Annotated in this window: 19 protein-coding genes; 15 read left to right on the top strand and 4 right to left on the bottom strand. The window is 65.9% G+C overall.

Annotated features, from left to right (window positions below; all coding sequences use genetic code 11):
• Positions 1–105: 105 nt before the first annotated feature.
• The 3 genes from BO1_RS42465 to BO1_RS42455 form a co-directional block, all read right to left on the bottom strand.
• Positions 106–2,241 (bottom strand): acetate--CoA ligase family protein, encoded by a 2,136-nt coding sequence (locus BO1_RS42465; RefSeq protein WP_043288794.1) that lies wholly within the window; start codon positions 2,239–2,241, stop codon positions 106–108.
• A 104-nt stretch (positions 2,242–2,345) separates the two neighbouring features.
• Positions 2,346–3,503 (bottom strand): acyl-CoA dehydrogenase family protein, encoded by a 1,158-nt coding sequence (locus BO1_RS42460; protein ID WP_028222761.1) that lies wholly within the window; start codon positions 3,501–3,503, stop codon positions 2,346–2,348.
• Between the two features lie 3 nt (positions 3,504–3,506).
• Complete coding sequence (locus BO1_RS42455; RefSeq protein WP_084688729.1) at positions 3,507–4,295, bottom strand: enoyl-CoA hydratase/isomerase family protein; 789 nt, start codon at positions 4,293–4,295, stop codon at positions 3,507–3,509.
• Positions 4,296–4,472: 177 nt separating this feature from the next.
• On the opposite strand from BO1_RS42455, the gene BO1_RS55110 reads away from it, so the two are divergent.
• From BO1_RS55110 to BO1_RS42410, 9 genes are all read left to right on the top strand, one after another.
• Entirely contained in the window at positions 4,473–5,630 is a 1,158-nt protein-coding gene (locus tag BO1_RS55110; protein ID WP_245644054.1) for an ABC transporter ATP-binding protein, read from the top strand.
• An 87-nt stretch (positions 5,631–5,717) separates the two neighbouring features.
• Positions 5,718–6,827 (top strand): extracellular solute-binding protein, encoded by a 1,110-nt coding sequence (locus BO1_RS42445; RefSeq protein ID WP_028222759.1) that lies wholly within the window; start codon positions 5,718–5,720, stop codon positions 6,825–6,827.
• Positions 6,828–6,894: 67 nt separating this feature from the next.
• Complete coding sequence (locus tag BO1_RS42440) at positions 6,895–7,770, top strand: ABC transporter permease (protein WP_043288792.1); 876 nt, start codon at positions 6,895–6,897, stop codon at positions 7,768–7,770.
• 37 nt (positions 7,771–7,807) lie between these two features.
• Complete coding sequence (locus tag BO1_RS42435) at positions 7,808–8,602, top strand: ABC transporter permease (protein ID WP_028222757.1); 795 nt, start codon at positions 7,808–7,810, stop codon at positions 8,600–8,602.
• A gap of 27 nt (positions 8,603–8,629) precedes the next feature.
• On the top strand, positions 8,630–9,358 hold the full coding sequence (locus tag BO1_RS42430; protein ID WP_028222756.1) for an NAD(P)H-dependent oxidoreductase: 729 nt from the start codon (positions 8,630–8,632) through the stop codon (positions 9,356–9,358).
• A 28-nt stretch (positions 9,359–9,386) separates the two neighbouring features.
• Positions 9,387–10,136, top strand: coding sequence for an electron transfer flavoprotein subunit beta/FixA family protein (locus BO1_RS42425; protein WP_028222755.1), 750 nt, complete (start codon positions 9,387–9,389; stop codon positions 10,134–10,136).
• Positions 10,137–10,151: 15 nt separating this feature from the next.
• Positions 10,152–11,087: an electron transfer flavoprotein subunit alpha/FixB family protein gene (locus tag BO1_RS42420; RefSeq protein ID WP_028222754.1), complete on the top strand. Its 936-nt coding sequence runs from the start codon at positions 10,152–10,154 to the stop codon at positions 11,085–11,087.
• A 119-nt stretch (positions 11,088–11,206) separates the two neighbouring features.
• On the top strand, positions 11,207–11,845 hold the full coding sequence (locus BO1_RS42415) for a MarC family protein (RefSeq protein ID WP_245644053.1): 639 nt from the start codon (positions 11,207–11,209) through the stop codon (positions 11,843–11,845).
• Between the two features lie 52 nt (positions 11,846–11,897).
• Positions 11,898–13,505: a 5-guanidino-2-oxopentanoate decarboxylase gene (locus tag BO1_RS42410; RefSeq protein WP_028222752.1), complete on the top strand. Its 1,608-nt coding sequence runs from the start codon at positions 11,898–11,900 to the stop codon at positions 13,503–13,505.
• 98 nt (positions 13,506–13,603) lie between these two features.
• Here BO1_RS42410 and BO1_RS42405 read toward each other — a convergent pair whose 3' ends face one another.
• Positions 13,604–14,209 (bottom strand): TetR family transcriptional regulator C-terminal domain-containing protein, encoded by a 606-nt coding sequence (locus tag BO1_RS42405; RefSeq protein ID WP_245644052.1) that lies wholly within the window; start codon positions 14,207–14,209, stop codon positions 13,604–13,606.
• 285 nt (positions 14,210–14,494) lie between these two features.
• Between BO1_RS42405 and BO1_RS55105 the strand changes: the two genes are divergently transcribed.
• From BO1_RS55105 to BO1_RS42375, 6 genes are all read left to right on the top strand, one after another.
• Positions 14,495–15,322, top strand: coding sequence for an ABC transporter ATP-binding protein (locus BO1_RS55105; protein WP_043288790.1), 828 nt, complete (start codon positions 14,495–14,497; stop codon positions 15,320–15,322).
• 90 nt (positions 15,323–15,412) lie between these two features.
• Positions 15,413–16,210, top strand: a complete 798-nt coding sequence (locus BO1_RS42395; RefSeq protein ID WP_028222750.1) for a transporter substrate-binding domain-containing protein — start codon at positions 15,413–15,415, stop codon at positions 16,208–16,210.
• 34 nt (positions 16,211–16,244) lie between these two features.
• A complete protein-coding gene (locus BO1_RS42390; RefSeq protein ID WP_028222749.1) occupies positions 16,245–16,961 on the top strand; it encodes an ABC transporter permease in 717 nt (238 codons plus the stop codon).
• 49 nt (positions 16,962–17,010) lie between these two features.
• Positions 17,011–17,706 (top strand): ABC transporter permease subunit, encoded by a 696-nt coding sequence (locus tag BO1_RS42385; protein WP_028222748.1) that lies wholly within the window; start codon positions 17,011–17,013, stop codon positions 17,704–17,706.
• A 54-nt stretch (positions 17,707–17,760) separates the two neighbouring features.
• Positions 17,761–18,945: a pyridoxal phosphate-dependent aminotransferase gene (locus BO1_RS42380; protein WP_028222747.1), complete on the top strand. Its 1,185-nt coding sequence runs from the start codon at positions 17,761–17,763 to the stop codon at positions 18,943–18,945.
• Positions 18,890–19,951, top strand: a complete 1,062-nt coding sequence (locus BO1_RS42375) for a succinylglutamate desuccinylase/aspartoacylase domain-containing protein (protein ID WP_322788559.1) — start codon at positions 18,890–18,892, stop codon at positions 19,949–19,951. The genes BO1_RS42380 and BO1_RS42375 overlap by 56 nt, the downstream gene beginning before the upstream one ends.
• The last annotated feature ends 59 nt before the right edge of the window (positions 19,952–20,010 follow it).

The raw sequence follows: 20,010 nt of genomic DNA, 5'->3' as shown, positions 1-20,010 counted from the left end.
GCTGCAAAGAAAAGTAGGTGCCGCCCCGCACAGGGGCGACGCTTGCGGCCCGCCGCGAAAACAAGTTAAGGCCAACGCGCCAAAAAAAGCCAAAAGCCATTTTGGCTAACTAGCAAACCTTACAAGTGCATCAACGGCGACAGCACCATCCTTGTCCACAAGGAGCGGATTAACATCGAGCTCAAGCAGCGTCTCAGCATGCTCTTCGGCGAACCTCGCAATCGCCATAACATTCCGCACAGTCGCATCGAGATCAGCCGCCGCGCCCCCGCGATACCCCGTGAGCAACGGCCCCAGCTTAAGCCCAAGCAGCGCCGCGCGCACATCCTTCTCACTCGCTGGCAACAGCAACGTAGCCGTATCACGAATCAGCTCAACCAGCACGCCGCCGCTACCCAGCACGAGCGCAAGCCCAAATCCAGCATCACGCTTGATGCCAACAATCAACTCCATCAACGGCGGGCTAGCCATCCGCTCAACGAGAATGCGCTCGACCGCAACCTCCGGCGCATAACTCGCAACGCTCTCAGTCATACGCACGACGGCGCTAGCAACCGCCTCGGGCGACTCGAGCCGCAACGCCACCGCCCCCGCTTCGGTCTTATGCGGCAGATGTTCACTCACCACCTTCACACAAACCGGGAACCCAAGCTTCGCAGCCGCGGCCGGCGCCTCGGCCGGACTCACACAAACGGCAGCAGGCACATCGAGCCCATACTCAGCAAGCCTGCGCTTGCTCTCCCACTCATCGAGCAACCGGCCACCGGCCTCATTCGCCGATGCATCGGGCACGCGCAGCACAGGCAGCGTAGAAAGACGGTCTTCAGCCAGCCGCGCCGCGCGAGTCTTCCCGTACCACATCGCCGCGCCAATCGCCGCGATGCCTTCGCGCAACCCCTGCAGCGGCGCAACGCCAGCGGCGGCCATGCGCAACGCGTGCTCGGGCGGCGTCAGCTCGGGAAACACGGAAATCAGCGCGGCGGGCACGTCGTGAGCGCGTGCACTGGCCGCAAAGGCATCAGCAGCAATATCGCATTGCGGGCGCTCGCCGGTGTCTGCCTTGGGGTAGTCGAGGATCATCGCGGCCGCGCCAGGACGCTCGCCTAGCAGCGCGTCGCAACAAGCGCGCATGGCGTCGGGGCGGCCCCACGGCGTGGTCGTGAAATCGAGCGGGTTGGCGATGTTCGCGTAGGCCGGCAGCACGGTTTCAAGCGTCGCGCGGCCGTGCGCGCTCACGGCCGGAAACGCAATGCCCTGCGCTTCGGCGAGATCGGCGACAAGGCCCGCGTCGCCGCCCGAGGTCGCGAGCGCCGCGAGCGTGCTGCTTTTGGGGATGCCCGCAATCGAGAGCAGCTTCAGCGTTTCCACCAGCTCAACCGGATCGCGCGCGCGGATCACGCCAAGCCGCTTGAACAGGGCGTCGTAGAGCGAATCGGAGCCCGCGAGCGAGCTGGTGTGGCTCAACGCGAGCTGCGCGCCCAGTTCCGATACGCCGCTCTTGAGCGCGACGATAGGCACGCCGCGCGCGAGCGCCCGCGTGGCGGCCTCGCTGAATGCGCTCACGTTCTTGAGGCCCTCGAGGTGCACGCCGATCGCGCGCACGCGCTCGTCGTCCACGAATGCATCGACGAGACGCGCCACGTCCACCTGCGCCTGGTTGCCCACGCTCGCGAGATACGCGAAGGGCAGCCCGCGCGCGCTCATCGAGAGATTGTAGGCAAGGTTGCCGCTTTGCGTGATCACGGCAACGCCGCGCTCGACGCGCGCTGCGCCGTGCGCCACGGGCCATAGCGCGCTGCCGTCCAGACCATTCAGCAATCCATAGCAATTGGGGCCGAGCAGCGCCATGTCGCCCGCCGCTTCCAGCAGGCTCGCCTGGAGCGCGGCGCCCTCGGCGCCGGTTTCCGAAAAGCCCGATGCGTAGACCACCGCGCCGCCCGCGCCGCGCGCCGCGAGTTCGCGCACGACGCCCACCGCCGCCGCCGAGGGCACCGCGATGAAGGTGGCGTCGGGTGCGCGCGGCAAGTCTTCGACGCGCGCGTAGCAGCGCTCGCCGTCGATCTCGGCGTGCGTGGGGTTGACGAGCCAGACGTCGCCCTGGTAGCCGAAGGCGCGCGAGCGCTGCAGCGCGGCCGCAATGCTGCGTCCGCCAATGAATGCAATGCTCGAAGGATTGAGAAGTCGATGCAGGTTGGCGGCGAACGCGGTGTCGCCGCGCTCGGTGGCACGGGTATGGGCCATGGCGGGTGTGTCGATTGAAATCCGATTGGAAACCGAATGGTTACGTCGAGGCGTGTGAGCGCATTCAGGCGGGCGCACCGTCGCGCGCCCGCCTGGGTCGCCGGCTAGCTATATTGCCGCATGATTTCCTTCGAGAGAATATGTCGCTGGATCTCCGAGGTGCCTTCCCAGATGCGCTCGATGCGCGCGTCGCGCCAGAAGCGCTCGATCGGCAGCTCGTCCATGAGGCCCATGCCGCCGTAGATCTGCACCGCATGATCGGTCACGCGGCCCAGCGTTTCGGTCGCGAGCAGCTTGGCGAGCGCCGCGTCGCCATCGGTCATGGTGCCCTTGTCGAGCTTGTCCGCGGTGTAGAAGGTGACGAGCTCCGCCGCGCGGATCTCCGTGGCCATGTCGGCGAGCTTGAACGACGTGCCCTGAAAGTCGCCGATGCGCTTGCCGAACTGCTGGCGCGTGGCCGCCCATTCGGCCGCCATTTCGAACGCGCGTTGTGCGCGCCCGATGTTGTTGGCCGCCACCATCACGCGCCCGGCGGTCAACCATTCGCTGGCGAGATCGAAGCCATGATGCTCCTCGCCGAGGATCTGCGAGACGTGCACGCGGCAGTCGGAAAGGAAGATCTCCGACTGATGATAGCCACGCAGGCTCGTGCAGTGCGGGCCGCGCCGCACGGTCATGCCGGGCGTGTCCTTGTCGATCAGGAAGCAGGTCACGCGCTTGCGCGGGCGGCCGCGCCATTCCTCTTCGCCCGTCACGGCGAACAGGATCACATAATCGGCCGTGTCCGCGTGACTGATGAAGTGCTTGCTGCCGTTGATCACGTAGTGGTCGCCGTCGCGCACCGCGCGCGTGCGGATGCCCATCGCGTCCGAGCCCGCACCCGGTTCCGTGAGCGCGAAGCAGTCCACGCGCTCGCCGCGCACGGTCGGCTTCAGGTAGCGCTCGATCTGCTCGCCCTTGCAGGCCATCAGGATCTTGCTCGGCCGCGCGACGAACACGTGCAGCGCCCAGCTCGTGCGTCCGAGCTCGCGCTCGACGAGCGCCTGGCTCAAATAGTCGAGCCCTGCGCCGCCAACGCTCTCCGGCATGTTGAATGCGTAGAGGCCGAGCTCGATGGACTTCTTGCGGATCGAGGCGGCGAGCGCCGGCGTGACTTCGTCGGCGCGGTCCACGGCGAACTCGTGCGGCTGCAGCTCCTTTTCCACGAAGGTGCGCACCGACGAAACCAGCATTTCCTGCTCATGGGTCAATGAGAATTCCACGCGTTATCTCCCTGCGAATTGTGGGGCGCGCCGCTCTTTCGACGCGCGAAGGGCTTCCTGACCGTCTTCGCTATGGCCGCACGCGAGTCCGGCGGCGAGCTCGGCCTGGAGCTGCTCGGCGAGCGTGCTGGTGAGCGAACGTGCGAAGAGGGCCTTGGTATGGCCGAGCGCCACGCTCGGGCCGGCCGCGAGCTGCGCGGCGAAGTTGGCGACGTGCGACTCGAACACAGCGTCGTCGACCACTTCGGAAACGAGGCCCGCCGCCAGCGCCTGCTCGGCGCTCCAGCGTTCGTTCAGGAATACGAAGCGGCGCGCGATGTCGGGCCGCGCGAGACGCGGGAGGAACCAGCTGCCGCCCATGTCGGGGCTGTAGCCCATGCCGGTGTAGCCGCAGCGCAGCGACGCGCTGGCGGCGGCAATGCGGAAGTCGCACGCGAAGCCAATGTCGGTGCCCGCGCCGACCACCGAGCCGTTGAGCGCCGCCACCGTGGGGCGCGGAAACGCCGCGAGCAACTGCACGAAGGCGTGGGCCTTGTCGGTCCAGCCATAGGTGTCGAGCTCGCCGTTGGCTTCCGCCTGGGCCCATTCCTCGACGTCGGCGCCGGCGCAGAACGCCTTGCCGGTGCCGGTGATCACGAGACAGCGCACCGACGGGTCCTGCGCATAGCCTTCGAGCAGTTCGCGCAGCCGGTCCAGATGGGGGCGCGCGAGCGCATTGCGCGCCTCCGGCCGGTCGATGCGCAGGGTGAGCACACCGTTGCGCGAGTCGATACGGATCTCTTCTGTAATCATGGTTTTCGCCAGTCTCCTGTGTCTCATGCAACCTGGTTGCGCACGGTCGTGTATGGATGGTACAGACCCACGGCGGGGCAAGGGTCCGCTCTACTTGCAGCCTCCATTACGGCATAGTATAAGTTCTGTTAAATGAACGTTCAACCCAAATCGGAAAAGACGATCAGGAGACGAAGAGTGGAAGCAGGTCATGCGAGTGCGGAAATGGGTGTCGACTGGAGCGCCGGGGCGGCGCCGGCAAGCGCGAGCCGCGTGGCGTCCGGCGCCGGGCTGCTGATCGACCGGATCTCCAAGCGCTACGGGAAAGTGGTGGCGGTGCAGGAGACCACGATCGACATTCCGCGTGGCGAGTTCCTGACCATCCTTGGACCGTCCGGGTCGGGCAAGACCACCCTGCTGATGATGGTGGCGGGCTTCGAGCAGCCCACGGGCGGCGACCTGCGGGTGGGCGCGAAGAGCATCGTCGCGCTGCCGCCCGAGAAGCGCAATTTCGGCATGGTGTTCCAGGGCTACGCGCTCTTTCCGCACATGACGGTCGAGCAGAACGTCGCCTATCCGCTGATGGTGCGCGGCCAGAAAGGCCCGGACGCCGTCAAGCGCGTGAAGCAGGCGCTCGACCAGGTGCGCCTCGGCCACCTCGCGGACCGCCTGCCGCGCCAGATGTCGGGTGGCCAGCAGCAGCGCGTGGCGCTCGCGCGTGCGCTCGTGTTCAACCCGGACGTGGTGCTGCTCGACGAGCCGCTGGGCGCGCTCGACCGCAAGCTGCGCTGCGAGGTGCAGATCGAGCTGAAGGCGCTGCACGAGCGGCTCGGCGCCACTTTCCTGTTCGTCACGCATGACCAGGAGGAAGCGCTTTCGATGTCGGACCGTATCGCGATCATGCGCGACGGCCGGCTCGAACAGATTGGCGCGCCGGGCGAGCTCTACGAGCGCCCCGGCAATCGCTTCGTGGCGGACTTCCTGGGCGAGAGCAACTTCATCGAAGGCGAGGCGGTGGGCACGCACGACGGCGTCACCGTCTATCGCGCCGGCAACCGTCAATTCGCGGCGAGCGCCGGCAGCGCGCGCGCCGGCGACAAGGTCCTCTACGCGCTGCGCCCCGAGAAGGTCGGCATCGCCACGACGTCGAGCAACGGCGCGCTCAACGAGGTGTGCGGCCGCGTCGTGCACTGGAACTACTTTGGCGCGTCGTTCCGCTTCGAAGTCCAGACGGCCGAACTCGGCCGCATGATCGCCGACGTGCCGGCATGGAAGGGACTCGCTTCACCGCATACCGGCATGGAAGTGTTCGTGCAATGGGAGCCCGACGCGACCTCGCCGCTTGCGGTCAATTGATTGCCGCCGGGCGAGCGGTCCGCCATGCGGGTGCCCGCAGTGGGTTTGTACTTCATTCATCGAGCGAAGCATAAAAAAGGAGACACCATGACGCAACGCCATATGCGCGACCTCATCGAGCAAGCGCGCGATCTCGAGCCCCGCACCGAACAGGGCCGGCGCAACTTCCTGAAACTGTGCGCGGCGGCCGGCATCGCACCGACGCTGCTATCGGTCTGGAGCGGCGCGGCGCGCGCATCGAACCCGAAGGAGATCGTGCTGAGCGCATGGGGCGGCGAAGGGCGCACGGCATTTCGCACGGCGTACATGGACCCGTTCACGAAGGCGACGGGCATTCGCATGGGCTACGATTCGTCGCCCGACGACGGCAAGATCAAGGCGATGGTCGAGAACGGCAACGTCATCTGGGATGTGATGGACCTCGACGGCTTTGAGGCGATCAAGCTCGGCAAGCAGGGCTTTCTGCGCGCGATCGACTACTCGGTCGTGAACCGGCTCGCGTTGCCGGGACTCACGTCGGACTTTGGCGCGCCCGCCTATCTGCTGAGCTACGTGCTCGCCTACGACTCGCAGAAGTTCGGTGCGAATCCGCCGAAGAACTGGGCCGATTTCTGGAACGTGAGCAAATTCCCCGGCAAGCGCGGCCTGTGGAAATGGATGGGCGGCTCGCTCGAGGCCGCGCTGATGGCGGACGGCGTGGACAAGGACAAGATCTACCCGATCGACACGCAGCGCGCGTTCAACAAGCTCAAGGTGCTCAAGCCCAACGTGCTGCTGTGGGATTCCGGCGCGGACAGCCTGCAGTTGCTGCGCGACGGCGAAGTGAGCATGGCCTGCATCTGGCACACGCGCGCGAACGCGATTCAGCGCGAAAGCAAGGGGCGCTTTCGCTATACGTGGGAGCAGGGCCTGGCCTCGTGCGACGTGTGGTCGGTGCCGAAAAACAATCCGGCCGGCGACCAGGTCTGGCAGTTCATCAAGTTCGTCCAGGGCATCGAGCCCCAGCTCAAGCTGCTCTCGGCGCTTGGCAACGGGCCGGTGACGCCGGCCGCGACGGCGCAGGTGCCGGCCACGCTGCGCGCGGACAATCCGGGCACGCCGGAGAACTGGGCGCAGCAGTGCAAGGTCGATCCGGCCTGGTGGGCCCAGAACTACGACGCCACGCTGCAGCGCTACACGGACCTGATGTCCTCGTGAGATCGATTGCCCGTCGCCGGCAAGGAGCACGCCGGCGCTCCGCCGAACCCTTATCGAACGCCGCGCCATGAATACGCTGACTTCCTCCGCGCCCGAACGCGTCGCGCTACCGCGCAAGCGGATCGACCGCTACTGGCTGCTGGTGCTGCCGCTGCTCGCGCTGCTGGCCGTGCTGTATCTGTTTCCCCTGCTGCGCGTACTGTGGCTGAGCTTTTCCGTGCCGCAGCCCGGGCTCCAGAACTACGCGCGCTTCATCGACAACGCGAGCGTGCACCGCGTGCTGTGGACCACGCTGCGCATCTGCAGCATGACCACGGTGATCTCGGTGGCGCTCGGTTACGCGATTGCGTTCGCGATGGTGCACGTGGGGCCGCGCCAGCGCATGGCGCTGTTCTTTGGCCTGCTGGTGCCGTTCTGGGCCTCGGTGCTGATCCGCGCGTTCTCGTGGCTGTTCCTGCTCGGCGAGCAAGGGCTCGTGAACAACACGCTGATGGCGCTCGGCATGACCGACGAGCCGCTGCAGTTGATGCGCAATCCGTTCGGCGTGGTGGTCGGCATGGTGCACTTCATGATTCCCTATGCGGTGCTGCCGCTCTACTCGAACATGAAGGGCATCGATCCGCAGCTCGCGCGCGCCTCGCAAGGGCTTGGCGCGAGCGCCTTCCTCACGTTCCGCAAGGTGTACTTCCCGCAGACGCTGCCCGGCATCTACGGCGCGGGACTGCTGGTGTTCATCTTCTCGCTCGGCTTCTATGTGACGCCGGTGATCCTGGGCGGCGGGCGCACCGTGATGGTGGCGGAATACATCAGCACGCAGATCCTGCAACTGGTGAACTGGGGCAGCGGCGCGGCGCTGGCTTCCGTGCTGCTGATGGCGATCGTGACGGTGCTGGTCGTGCTCTCGCGCTTCATCAACCTGCGCGAGCTGTTTGGCGCGAAGTAGGCGGCATCAGGAACATCAAGGACATCAAGGAAACCTTATGAATTCCAGACTCACCATCCGGCGCGCGCTGGTGATCGGCGTGGCGTGGGCGGCCATCCTGTTCCTGCTGCTGCCGCTGCTGGTCTCGGTGCCGGTATCGCTCACGCCGAACGACTATCTCTCGATGCCGGACGGCACGATCTCCATGCGCCACTACGCCGTGCTGTTCGAGGACGACGGCTGGCTCGCGAGTTTCGCGCAGAGCGGCGTGATCGCGCTGGCCTCGGCGACGATCTCGGTCACGCTCGGCACGCTGTGCGCGATCGGTCTGTGGAAGATCGCCTCGCGGCGCGGCGAGACCGTGCGCCTCGTGATCCTGTTCCCGCTCATCGTGCCGCCGATTGTTTCCGCGCTCGCGTTCTACCGGCTCTGGGCCGACTGGCGCCTGCTCGACAGCTACACGGGCACGATCCTCGCGCATGTGGTCTTGACCGTGCCGTATGTCGTGGTTTCGGTTTCCACCTCGCTCGCGACGCTCGGGCTCAAGGTCGAGCAGGCGTCGCGCAATCTCGGCGCGAACCTCTATCAGACGCTGCGCCACGTGATCCTGCCGCTGATACGCCCCGGCGTGTTCTCGGCGGCGGTGTTCGCGTTCATCCTCTCGTGGGACGAACTCGTGGTCACGCTGTTCATTTCGAGCCGCCACATCTATACGCTGCCGCGCCGCATGTGGGACGGCATGCGCGAGAACGTCGACCCGGCGATCGCCGCCGTGTCCACCCTGATGCTCGTCGGCACCTGCGCCGCGATTGCCGTGTCGCTCGCGCGCCGGCGCACGGCGGGCGAACTCTAATCATTGCCGCACTGGAGAAACAAAAACATGAAGGTATTGATCGTTCACGCCCATCCCGAACCGCAGTCGTTCACCACCTCGATGCAGCATTGCGCCGTGCGCACGCTGGAAGCGCAGGGACACGAGGTGATGGTGTCGGACCTCTACGCCATGAACTGGAATCCGGTGGCGAGCGCGGCGGACTTCGGCATGCGGCGCAACGCGGATTACCTCGTCTACGCACTGGAGCAGCGCGAGAACGTGGCCGCCCAGGCGATCGCTCCCGACATTGCGGCGGAGCTGGAAAAACTGCTGGCGTGCGATCTGGTGATCTTCAGCTTCCCGCTGTTCTGGTGCTCGGTGCCGGCCATCATGAAAGGATGGATCGATCGCGTGATGGTCTCGGGCAAGGTGTATGGCGGCTTGCGCTTTTACGACCGCGGCGGCATGCGCGGCAAGCGCGCGATGCTGGCCTACACCTGCGGCGGCCGCGATTACATGTTCGGCCCTGAAGGGGTGCACGGCGAGATGGACCTCATGCTGCGCCATATGTTGCGCGGGACGCTCGGCTATGCCGGCTTCGAAGTGCTGCCGTCGTTCGTTGCGCATCACGTGCCGTATATCGCCAACGAAGAACGGGTGGCCATGCTCGAGCGTTACGCCGAGACCCTCACGAAGCTCGACCAGTTGGAGCCGCTCGCCTTCCCGACGCTCGACGACTTCGACTCGGAGATGCGCCCACGCGTGGTGGCCGAGCAGCTGAGCGAGCAAAACTAATTAATCTGAATGTGAGCATGCGATGAGTGTGAAGATCCTGGTGGGCGTGAAGCGGGTGGTCGATTACAACGTGAAGGTGCGCGTGAAGTCGGATGGCACGGGCGTGGATATCGCCAATGTGAAGATGTCGATGAACCCGTTCGATGAGATCGCCGTGGAAGAGGCGGTTCGCCTGAGGGAAGCGGGCGTGGCGACGGAAGTGATTGCCGTGTCTGCGGGCCCCGCGCAAGCGCAGGAAACGCTGCGTACGGCGCTGGCCATTGGCGCGGATCGCGCGATTCTCGTCGAATCGAATGAGGATCTGCAACCGCTCGCGGTGGCGAAGCTTTTGAAAGCGCTGGTCGATAAAGAGCAGCCGCAGCTCGTGATTCTCGGCAAGCAGGCCATCGACGACGATTCGAACCAGACTGGCCAGATGCTTGCCGCTTTGGCTGGTCTGCCCCAGGCAACGTTCGCTTCGAAGGTCACGATCGCCGACGGCAAGGCCACGGTTGCGCGTGAAGTCGATGGCGGCGCGGAAACGCTCTCGCTGACGCTGCCCGCAGTGGTTACGACGGACCTGCGTCTGAACGAGCCGCGCTACGTCACGCTGCCGAACATCATGAAGGCGAAGAAGAAGCCGCTGGAAACGATCAAGCCGGAAGATCTTGGTGTGGATGTCACGCCGCGTCTGAAGACCCTGAAGGTGGCCGAGCCGCCCAAGCGCAGCGCGGGCGTGAAGGTCGCCGACGTGAAGACGCTGGTCGAGAAGCTGAAGACCGAAGCCAAGGTGCTGTAAGGGGAGAGAAACAAAATGACGAATCTGGTAATTGCCGAACACGACAACACATCGATCAAGGCTGCGACGCTGAACACCGTGGCTGCCGCGCAGAAGATCGGCGGCGACGTGCACGTGCTGATCGCGGGTCACAACGCCCAGGCTGCCGCAGAAGCGGCCGCGAAGATCGGCGGCGTTTCGAAGGTGCTGCTGGCCGACGCGCCGCAACTGGAGCAGGGCCTTGCAGAGAACGTCGAAGCCACGGTCCTGAGCATCGCAAGGAACTACTCGCACATCCTCGCGCCGTCCACGGCTGCGGGCAAGAACGTCACGCCGCGTATCGCCGCGAAGCTGGACGTCGCGCAGATTAGCGACATCACGGCAGTGGATTCACCGGATACGTTCGAGCGTCCGATCTACGCGGGCAACGCAATCGCAACGGTGCAGTCGCAAGACCCCATCAAGGTGATCACGGTTCGTACTACGGCATTCGACGCTGTTGCAGCCGAAGGCGGCAGCGCAGCGGTAGAGAAGATCGAAGCGGCAGCAGACAGCGGCCTCTCGCAATTCGTTGGCCGTGAAGTCACGAAGCTCGACCGTCCGGAACTCACGAGCGCGAAGATCATCGTCTCGGGTGGTCGCGGTCTGGGCAGCGGCGAAAACTACACGAAGGTGCTGGAGCCGCTCGCCGACAAGCTCAACGCCGCACTGGGCGCCTCGCGCGCGGCAGTCGACGCGGGCTACGTCCCCAACGACTACCAGGTCGGCCAGACCGGCAAGATCGTCGCGCCGCAGCTCTACATCGCCGTGGGCATCTCGGGCGCGATCCAGCACCTCGCGGGCATGAAAGACTCGAAGGTGATCGTGGCGATCAACAAGGACGAAGAGGCGCCGATCTTCAGCGTGGCCGATTATGGCCTCGTGGGCGACCTCTTCGCGGCCGTCCCCGAGTGGGCGAACGCGCCGGCCTGATGCGCACGAGCTCGGCTCGTCCACAAGGCTCGTCCACAAGGCTCGTCCACAAGGCTCGTCCATCAGGCCCGTCCATCAGACTCTTCCCCAATCGCACGACCCAACCGATCGAAATCACCATGACGTCCAGCGACGTACTGCTGTTCCTCACGGGCCTGCTCACGTTGTTTTGCCCGCCCGTTGCGATGCCGATGTACGCGGCGGTCACGGGCCATTTCCCCGACGCGACGCAGCGGCAGATCGCGCTGCGCCTGTTCGTGTGGATCGCGGCGGCGATGGTCGCCGCGGTGTGGGGCGGCCAGTTTCTGCTGCGCATGCTGGGCCTCACGCTCGGCGCGTTGACGCTCACGGGCGGCCTCGTGCTGTGCCTGTGGTCGATTCCGATGATGCGCGGCACGCACGCGGACAAGGACGAGCGGCGCGGTGGCACGGGCCGGCTCGAGCATGCGCAGTGGCGTGGCTACATCGCGGTGCCGCTGATTTTCCCGCTCTCGATCGGCAGTGCGGTGATCTCGCTCGTCATCACGACGGCCTCGCGCTTTCATACGATCGGCGATCTGTGCATCGTGAGCGCCGCGTGCGTGCTGCACGCGGGCGTGATCGCCCTCACGTACCTGTGCTCGGGCTCGTGGTGCAAGCGCCTGAGCGAAATGGGCCGGACCATCATCGAGCGGCTTTCGGGTATCGTGCTGACCGCCATCGCGTTCCAGATGCTTGCGCAAGGCATACGCGAATTGCTGCCGGGCCTCGCTTCATGACAAACCGGCTTGCCGGTTCCCAACACCTCCACCGATTCCTTCAAGACAGACTATGAAAACAGTCGGCATGTACCTCGTCGAGTTGCTTGCGGCCTATGGCGTGGATACCGTTTTCGGCATTCCCGGCGTGCATACCATCGACCTGTACCGCGGCCTCGAGCACAGCGGCATGCGCCACATCACGGCGCGTCACGAGCAGGGACTCGGCTTCATGGCCGACGGCTATGCGCGCGCCACGGGGCGCCCCGGCGTGTGCTTCGTGATCACCGGGCCCGGCGTCACGAACATCGCAACGGCGATGGCCCAGGCCAGCGCGGACTCGATTCCGATGCTCGTGATTTCGAGCGTGAACGCGCTCGGGCAGATGGGCTCGGGCAACGGTCACCTGCACGAGCTGCCCGACCAGCGCCAGTTCGCCAGCAGCGTGGCCGCGTTCAGCCACACCGTCACGCGCGGTGAAGAGCTGCCTCAGGTCATCGCGCGCGCCTTCGCCGTGTTTTCGGGCGAGCGCCCGCGCCCCGTGCATATCGAGTTGCCGCTCGACGTCATCAACGCGCCCGCGGGCGCGCTGCCGTCACCGCCGCCCGCGCCCCGGCGTGTGCAGGCCGGGCCTGCGGCCCCGCATGCGCTGGATGCACTGCGCGAGGCCGCGCAACGCGCGAAGGCGCCGCTGATACTCGCGGGCGGCGGGGCGCTCGGCGCCGCCGACGAGGTGCGCTGGCTCGCGCAAACGCTCGATGCGCCGGTGGTCATGACCATCAATGGGCGCGGCATGCTCGCGCCCACGCATCCGCTCGCGATCTCCTGGTCAGCCTCGAGCGCGGCCGTGCGCGCGTTGATGCGCGAGAGCGATCTCGTGATCGCGCTCGGCACCGAGCTCGGGCCCACCGACTACGATCTCTACGCGGACGGCACCTTCGTTGCGCCGCGCACGCTCGCGCGTATCGACATCGACGCGCAGCAGCTGTTTCGCAACGCGCCGCCCGACTTGCCGCTGCTCGGCGACGTGGGCGGGACCATCGCGGCGCTGCGCCGCTCATGGGGCGCAGCGGGCGCACGCGCGGAAGGCGCGGGCTCGCCCGGCGCCACGCGCGCGGCCGCGTGCCGCGACGCCGCCCGGCTCGAAGCCGACGCGCAGACGCAGCGCGATCTCGCCTTGCTCGACAGCGTGCGTGAGGCGCTGCCTCAGGCGTGCATCGTGGGCGACTCCACGCGCATGGTCTATTCGGGCAACATCGGTTACGCGGCGCCGCGGCCGCGCAGCTGGTTCAACGCGTCGGTGGGCTTCGGCTCGCTCGGCTACGGCTTGCCGGCGGCGATCGGCGCGAGTCTCGCCGATCCGGCGCGGCCCGTCGTGTGTCTCGCGGGCGACGGCGGCCTGCAGTACACGCTCGGCGAACTCGGCACGGCGGTGCAGCATGGCGCCCGCGTGATCGTGCTGTTGCTGAACAACCGCGGCTACGGCGAGATCAAGAACGCGATGGTGCATCGCGGGGTGGAGCCGATCGGCGTCGATCTGCACACGCCGGACTTCGTCGCGCTCGCGCAGGCGTATGGCTGGCAGGCCCAACGCGTGGCCGAAGGCGACGCGCTGGGCGACGTGCTGCAACGCGCGGCCGCGCACGACGCGCCGACGCTCATCGAAATCTGCGTCGCATGAAATCGCGCTAGCAGCGCATCGCAACGAAAAAAAGCCGCCGCCTTTTCAATAAAGGCGGCGGCTTTGTCATTGATGAGCCAGAGCAGACCGTGGCGTGCTCAGGCGCCCGCGCGCATGATCCGCGCCGTCACGAAGTTCTCGACGGCGCCCAGACAGCTGCGCAGCGCGTCCTCGGCCGTGAACGAGCTCGGGTCACGCGCGAGCTCCAGCCAGAAGCCGTCGATCAGCGCGGTCAGCGTCAGCGCCGCGAGGTCGCTGTCGACCTCCACGCCGCGGACTTCGCCAATCTGGTCGAACAGCTTCTTGAGCGCCTGCCGGTAGCCGGCATAGAGCTCCTTGTGCGCCTTGCGGATCACCGGGTCGCTATGCGCGACGCTCCAGAAGCCCAGCCAGACCTTCACGTTCTTCGGCGCGAACACGGGCGCCGCGAAGCACACCCTGATGATCGCGTCGAGCTTCGCTTCGGGCCCCGACGCCTTCGCGGCGGCCGCGCGCGAGACTTCCTGCAGGTCGGCGGCAAGGCGCTTGTAGGTCTGCACCATCAGCTCGTCTTTCGACTGGAAATGATGGTTGATGAGCCCGCGCGAGACCTTGGCCTCGGCACAGATGCGATCGATCGTCGTATCCGAATAACTGTAGCGGGCGATGCAGCGCATCGTCGCCTCGATGATGGATTGCTGGCGTACCTCAGGCGTTTCGCGCACCCCGCGCCCTCGTGTGGGCACGGGTTCTTTGCGAGTGGTTTTTGGCACAGTTCACCTTTCACTATGGTTACCCAGCCGATTATATGCGACTGTCGGAAATCTGTTCAATTGCAGTGCTACGACCCCAGAGCCGGAGGCGCTTCGCGACGCAAAAAGTTTATTGAAACGAGTTGAACCAATGTTCAACAGAACATATACTCGGAACCCATGAAGGTTGGTTGACCATTCAACAAGCCACTGCGGACGATGCTCCGTATCGCTTCAGCAGATGGCACTGGAGACAACATGCTGGCCGTGGCAAACGACACCGCGCATCACCCCGATGCACAGCGGGGAGGGGGCGCGCAACGTGTGTGCGTGGAGAACCTGCACAAGTCCTTCGGCGATCTGGAGGTGCTCAAGGGCGTATCGCTGGGCGCGAACGAAGGCGAGGTGATCTCGCTGATCGGCGCGAGCGGGTCGGGCAAGAGCACGCTGCTTCGCTGCATCAACCTGCTGGAAATGCCGACGAGCGGCAGGATCGTCGTGGACGGCGAGGAGATCCGCCTCGGCACCGACCGCAAGGGCCGCACGATTGCGTGTGACGCGCGCCAGGTCGAGCGCATCCGCACCCGGCTCGGCATGGTCTTCCAGAGCTTCAACTTGTGGCCGCACCGCACGGTGCTCGAAAACATCATCGAAATGCCGGTGCATGTGCTGCGCGAACCGCGCGCCGAAGCCATCGCCCGCGCCGAGCAACTGCTCGAACGCGTCGGCCTCGCCGACAAGCGTCATGTCTATCCCGCGTTCCTTTCCGGTGGCCAGCAGCAGCGCGTGGCGATTGCGCGCGCGCTCGCCATGCGTCCCAAGGTCATGCTGTTCGACGAGCCCACCTCCGCACTCGACCCCGAGCGCGTGGGCGAAGTCCTGAAGGTGATCCGGGATCTGGCCTGCGAAGGCCGCACGATGCTGCTCGTCACGCACGAAATGGATTTCGCGCGTGATGTCTCGAGCAAGGTCGTGTTCCTGCACCAGGGGCGCATCGAGGAAAGCGGCACGCCGGAGCAGGTGTTCGGCGCGCCGCAGAGCGAGCGGTGCCGGCAGTTCGTCACCGCGCATCAGCAGCGCCGTTGAATGTCGTGCGGCCGGTGCCGTGAGAGATGGCGGCCGGCGCACCCGAGCCTATGTAGCGTCCAACCCGTTGATCGAAAAAGGTACTCCACCATGAAGAAAATGATTCGCGCCCTCGCTGTGGTTGCAACGGCTGCCCTGACGACGCTGAGCGTGCCGGGCAGTGCCGCGGCCGCATCGGACACGCTGCGCTTTGGCGTGGCCGCCGAGCCTTATCCGCCGTTTACCATGAAGACGCCCACGGGGCAGTGGAGCGGCTTCGAGGCCGACCTGATCCGCGCGCTCTGCGACCAGATGAAGGCCCAATGCCAGATCAAGGAGGTGTCGTGGGACGGCATCATTCCGGCGCTGCAAAGCGACAAGATCGACGTGATCTTCAATTCGATGTCGATCACGCCCGAGCGCGAGAAAGTCATCGCGTTCTCGCGGCCGTACTATGAAACGCCGGGCGTCTTCGTCGGACCGAAGGACGTGCCGCTCACGCTCACGCCGGCGGGCCTCGCGGGCAAGGTGATCGGCGTGCAGGGCTCCACCGGCAACGCCGAGTTCATCAAGGCCGCCTATGGCAAGACTTCGACGGTGCGCCTCTATAACACCCAGGATGACTGCAATGCCGATCTCGTCGCGGGCCGCATTGACGTGATGTTCCTCGACAAGCTCGGCGTGATCGACTTCCTCAAGACGAAGGACGGCGCCTCGGTCGAAATGAAGGGCCCGGGCAGCGTGAAGATGGACCCGGCCATTTACGGCAGCGGCATCGGCGCCGGCGTGCGCAAGAACGATGTGGCGCTCAAGCAGCGCATCGACACGGCGCTCGTGCAGCTCCACGACTCGGGCAAATACGACGCCATCGCGAAGAAGTACTTCACGATCGACCTCTGGCCGCATTGAGCACGGCGCGCGCGAAGCCTGATGGGGGAATAGCATGAACACGTGGACCTGGGTGGCGTATCTCGGCATCGACCCGGACGGCTGGACCGCCGCCCTGCTGCAGGGGGCGCTCGTCACGCTCGAAATCTCGTTCGGGGCCTTTGCCGTGGGCCTCCTGCTCGGGCTCGCGGGCGCGGCGGCCAAGCTCTCGGGCGTGCGTGCGCTCGAGCGCATCGCCAACGCCTACACGACGGTGTGCCGCGCGGTGCCCGAGCTGCTGCTGATCCTGCTGCTGTACTACGCGGGCACGGACGCGGTGAACCTGCTGATGCGCGCCATCGGCGTGGGCGACGTGAGCGTCAACGGCTTTGCCGCGGCGGTGACGGTGCTCGGCATCGTGCAGGGCGCCTACGCGGCCGAGATCATTCGCGGGGCGGTGCTCGCGATCCCGTACGGGCAGATCGAGGCCGGGCGGGCATTCGGCGCGCGGCCCGTACTCGTGTTCCGGCGCGTGATCCTGCCGGCGATGGCGCCCTATGCGCTGGCGGGCTTCGCGAACCTGTGGCTCATCCTCGTGAAGGACAGCGCGCTGATCAGCGTGGTGGGGTACTCCGAGCTGCTGTACACGGCCAAGCAGGCGGCCGGATCGACGCGCGAATATCTGCACTACTACCTGATGGTGGCGGCGGTCTACTTCGTGATCACGGCCGTTTCGGGCGCGTTCTTCCGGGAGATCGAGCGTCGCTTCGGCCGATGGATGCCGCAAGCTTGATGAAACCGCGGCCGGCCGGCGGCCGGCCAGACTCTCGCAGGTGACAGTGATGGACTGGACTGTAATACCGTCGTACGGAAACATGCTGCTGCTCGGCCTCATGACCACGCTCAAGCTGCTGCTGGTCTCGGGCATCGCGGGCTTTGCATTTGCGGTGGTCGTCGCGTTCGCGCGAATCTCGCGCAATCCGCTGATTGCGAATGCGAGCAAGGGCTTCACCGCGCTCATACGCGGCACGCCGCTGCTCGTGCAGATCTACATCCTCTACTACGGCGTGGGCTCGCTGTTCGCGCAATGGCCGTGGCTGCGCACGAGCGTGTTTTGGCCGTTCCTGCGCGACGGCTTCTGGTATGTGGCGTTCGCGCTGGTGGTGAGCGTGGGCGCCTACGTGGGCGAGGTGATCCGCGCGGGGTTGCGCGGCGTGCCCAAGGGCGAGCTGGAAGCCGCGCGCGCCATGGGGATGCGGCCGCTCTTGATCGTGCGCCGCGTGTGGCTGCCGCGCGCCATCCAGATCCTGCTGCCGACGCTCGCGGGCGAGTCGGTGATGCTGCTCAAGTCGACGGCGCTGGCCTCGACGGTGGCGGTCATGGATGTGCTTGGCGCTGCCAACTATATTCGCGCGCAAACGCTGCGCACCTACGAGCCTTTGCTCGCCATCGCGGTGATCTACGTCGTGCTCGCGTATCTGATTGAGCGGGGCTTCGGCTATCTCGAACGCCGCGTGCCGGTTCGCTCGGCGCGCTGAATGCACGATTAAGCATGAACAGGGGCGGCGCAGTGGCCGCCGCAAGGAGACTGCATGAAATTTTCGAAACTCGTGGAGCGCCTGCAGGGCAAGCGCACGTCGGCCTGGGAGATTCACTACGCGGCGCAGCGCGCGCTGGCCGAGGGGGAGGACGTGATCATGCTGAGCGTGGGCGACCCGGACTTCGCGACGCCTGCGCTCATTGTCGAGCGTGCCGTTGCTGCCTTGCGCGGTGGCGACACGCACTATAGCGAGGTGGCGGGCCGCCCGGCGCTGCGCGCGGCGCTCGCGCGCGAGCATGCGAGAGCCACGGGCTGCGACGTGACGATGGACTACGTGATCGTCACCGCCGGGGCGCAGAACGGCCTGTACGCGGTGGCGCAGTGCATCTGCGAGGCGGGCGACGAGGTCATCGTGCCCGAACCGATGTACCTGACCTACGAGGCCAGCGTGCGCGCCTCGGGCGCGACGCTCGTGAGCGTGCCGGTCGATCCCGAGCGCGGCTTCCACCTCGATCTCGCGAGACTCGAAGCGGCGATCACCCCGCGCACGAAAGCGATCTTCTTCGCGACGCCGTGCAATCCGACGGGCGTGGTCATGCCGCGAGCCGACCTGGAAGCGATTGCGCGGCTCGCGCGCCGGCACGACCTGTGGGTGCTGGCGGACGAAGTCTACGCGGACCTCGTGTTCGAGCGCGAGCATGTGAGCATTGCGTCGCTCGAGGGCATGGCGGAGCGCACGATCACGCTGGGGAGCTTTTCGAAGTCGCACGCGATGCCGGGCTGGCGCGCGGGCTGGGCGGTGGCGCCGGCGCCGCTCGTCGAGCATCTGGAGCGGCTTGCGCTGTGCATGCTGTATGGACTGCCAGGTTTCATCCAGGAGGGCGCGCTGGCGGCGCTCGAACAGCGCGAGCAGATCGTGGGCGCGATGCGCGACGTGTACCAGCGCCGTCGCGATGTCGTGTATGAACGCTTGAGCCGTGTGCCTGGGCTGCGCTGCCTGTTGCCGGAGGCTGGCATGTTCATGATGGTGGACGTGCGCGGCACGGGGCTCGATACGCATGCGTTTACGTGGCAGCTTTTTCACGCGCGCAAGGTCTCGCTGCTCGATGCGAGCGCGTTCGGCGATACCGCGCAGGGTTTCGTGCGCTTTGGCTTCGTGGTGGATGAACAGCGCCTTGTCGATGCGTGCGAGCGGATTGCATCGTTTGTCGCGAGCCTGGAGACGGTCAATGCATGACGCGCTTGAACTGAGCGTGACGGGCGACTCGGGGGCGGCGCTGCCGCTGCGTGCGTGGCGGCTGAAAGGGCGCGGCGATGGTCCGAGCGTTCATTTGCAGGCGGGGCTGCACGCGGACGAGATCGCGGGCATGCATGTGCTGCACACGCTATTGCTGCGGTTGCGCGAGGCGCAGGAGAGCGGGCGTCTTGCAGGGACCATCACGGTTGTGCCGCAGGCAAACCCGCTGGGACTCGGGCAGTTCCGTCATGGGCGTCTGCTTGGGCGCTTTCATGATGCGACGAGCCGCAACTTCAATCGGCATTTTCATGAGTCGATTGCCATGGAGCGCGAACCTGGCACGTTTGCCGCGTGGCAGAAGGCGTTGTTTGCGCTGGCGAGCGAGGCGCAGATCGTGCTGGATTTGCATACGGATTCGGAGGCGTTGCCTTATCTTTATGTGCATGAGGGGTTCTGGCCTGAGGCTAGCGACCTCGCCGCTGCATTGCGCGCGGAAGTGGCGATTGTCTGGGGCGACGATGACGATGGCGCGTTCGAAGGTGCGATTGTCGAGAGGGGGCGGCGTGAGCCGCATGCTGGGTTGCTTCTTGCCGCGACGATTGAGTTGCGCGGGCAGTCGGATGTGAGCGATGCGCTCGCGCAGCGTGATGCGGATGGGATCTATCGATTTCTCTGTGCACGTGGTGTTGTTGATGAGCGTGTTGAGCACACGGACTGGGCAGGCGAGGCCGTGCCGATCGCGAATATGGAGACGATTTTTGCGCCGGTAGCCGGCGTGCTTGTTTATAGCTGTGAGCTAGGGGAGCACGTGGCGCAGGGGCAGACGATTGCGCGTGTCGTTGCGAGGCCGGGGGATCCTTCCAGCGAAGTCGCGCTGAGGGCGCCGCAGAGCGGCCGGATTGTGACGAGGAATCGCGATCGGTTGATCGCTCAGGGCGATGTGGCGATCAAGATGACGGGCTCGAAGCCGTCGGGTAGTTGGGGGGGCGGGGCCCTCGATCCCTGAATCTGGTTGTGTGCATGGTGTTGGCCTTAACTTGTATTCGCGGCGGGCCGCAAGCGTTG

Origin of the sequence: Paraburkholderia oxyphila NBRC 105797 (assembly GCF_000685075.1) — a bacterium.
Taxonomy (GTDB): Bacteria; Pseudomonadota; Gammaproteobacteria; order Burkholderiales; family Burkholderiaceae; genus Paraburkholderia; species Paraburkholderia oxyphila.
This window is presented reverse-complemented; position numbering and strand designations above follow the sequence as displayed.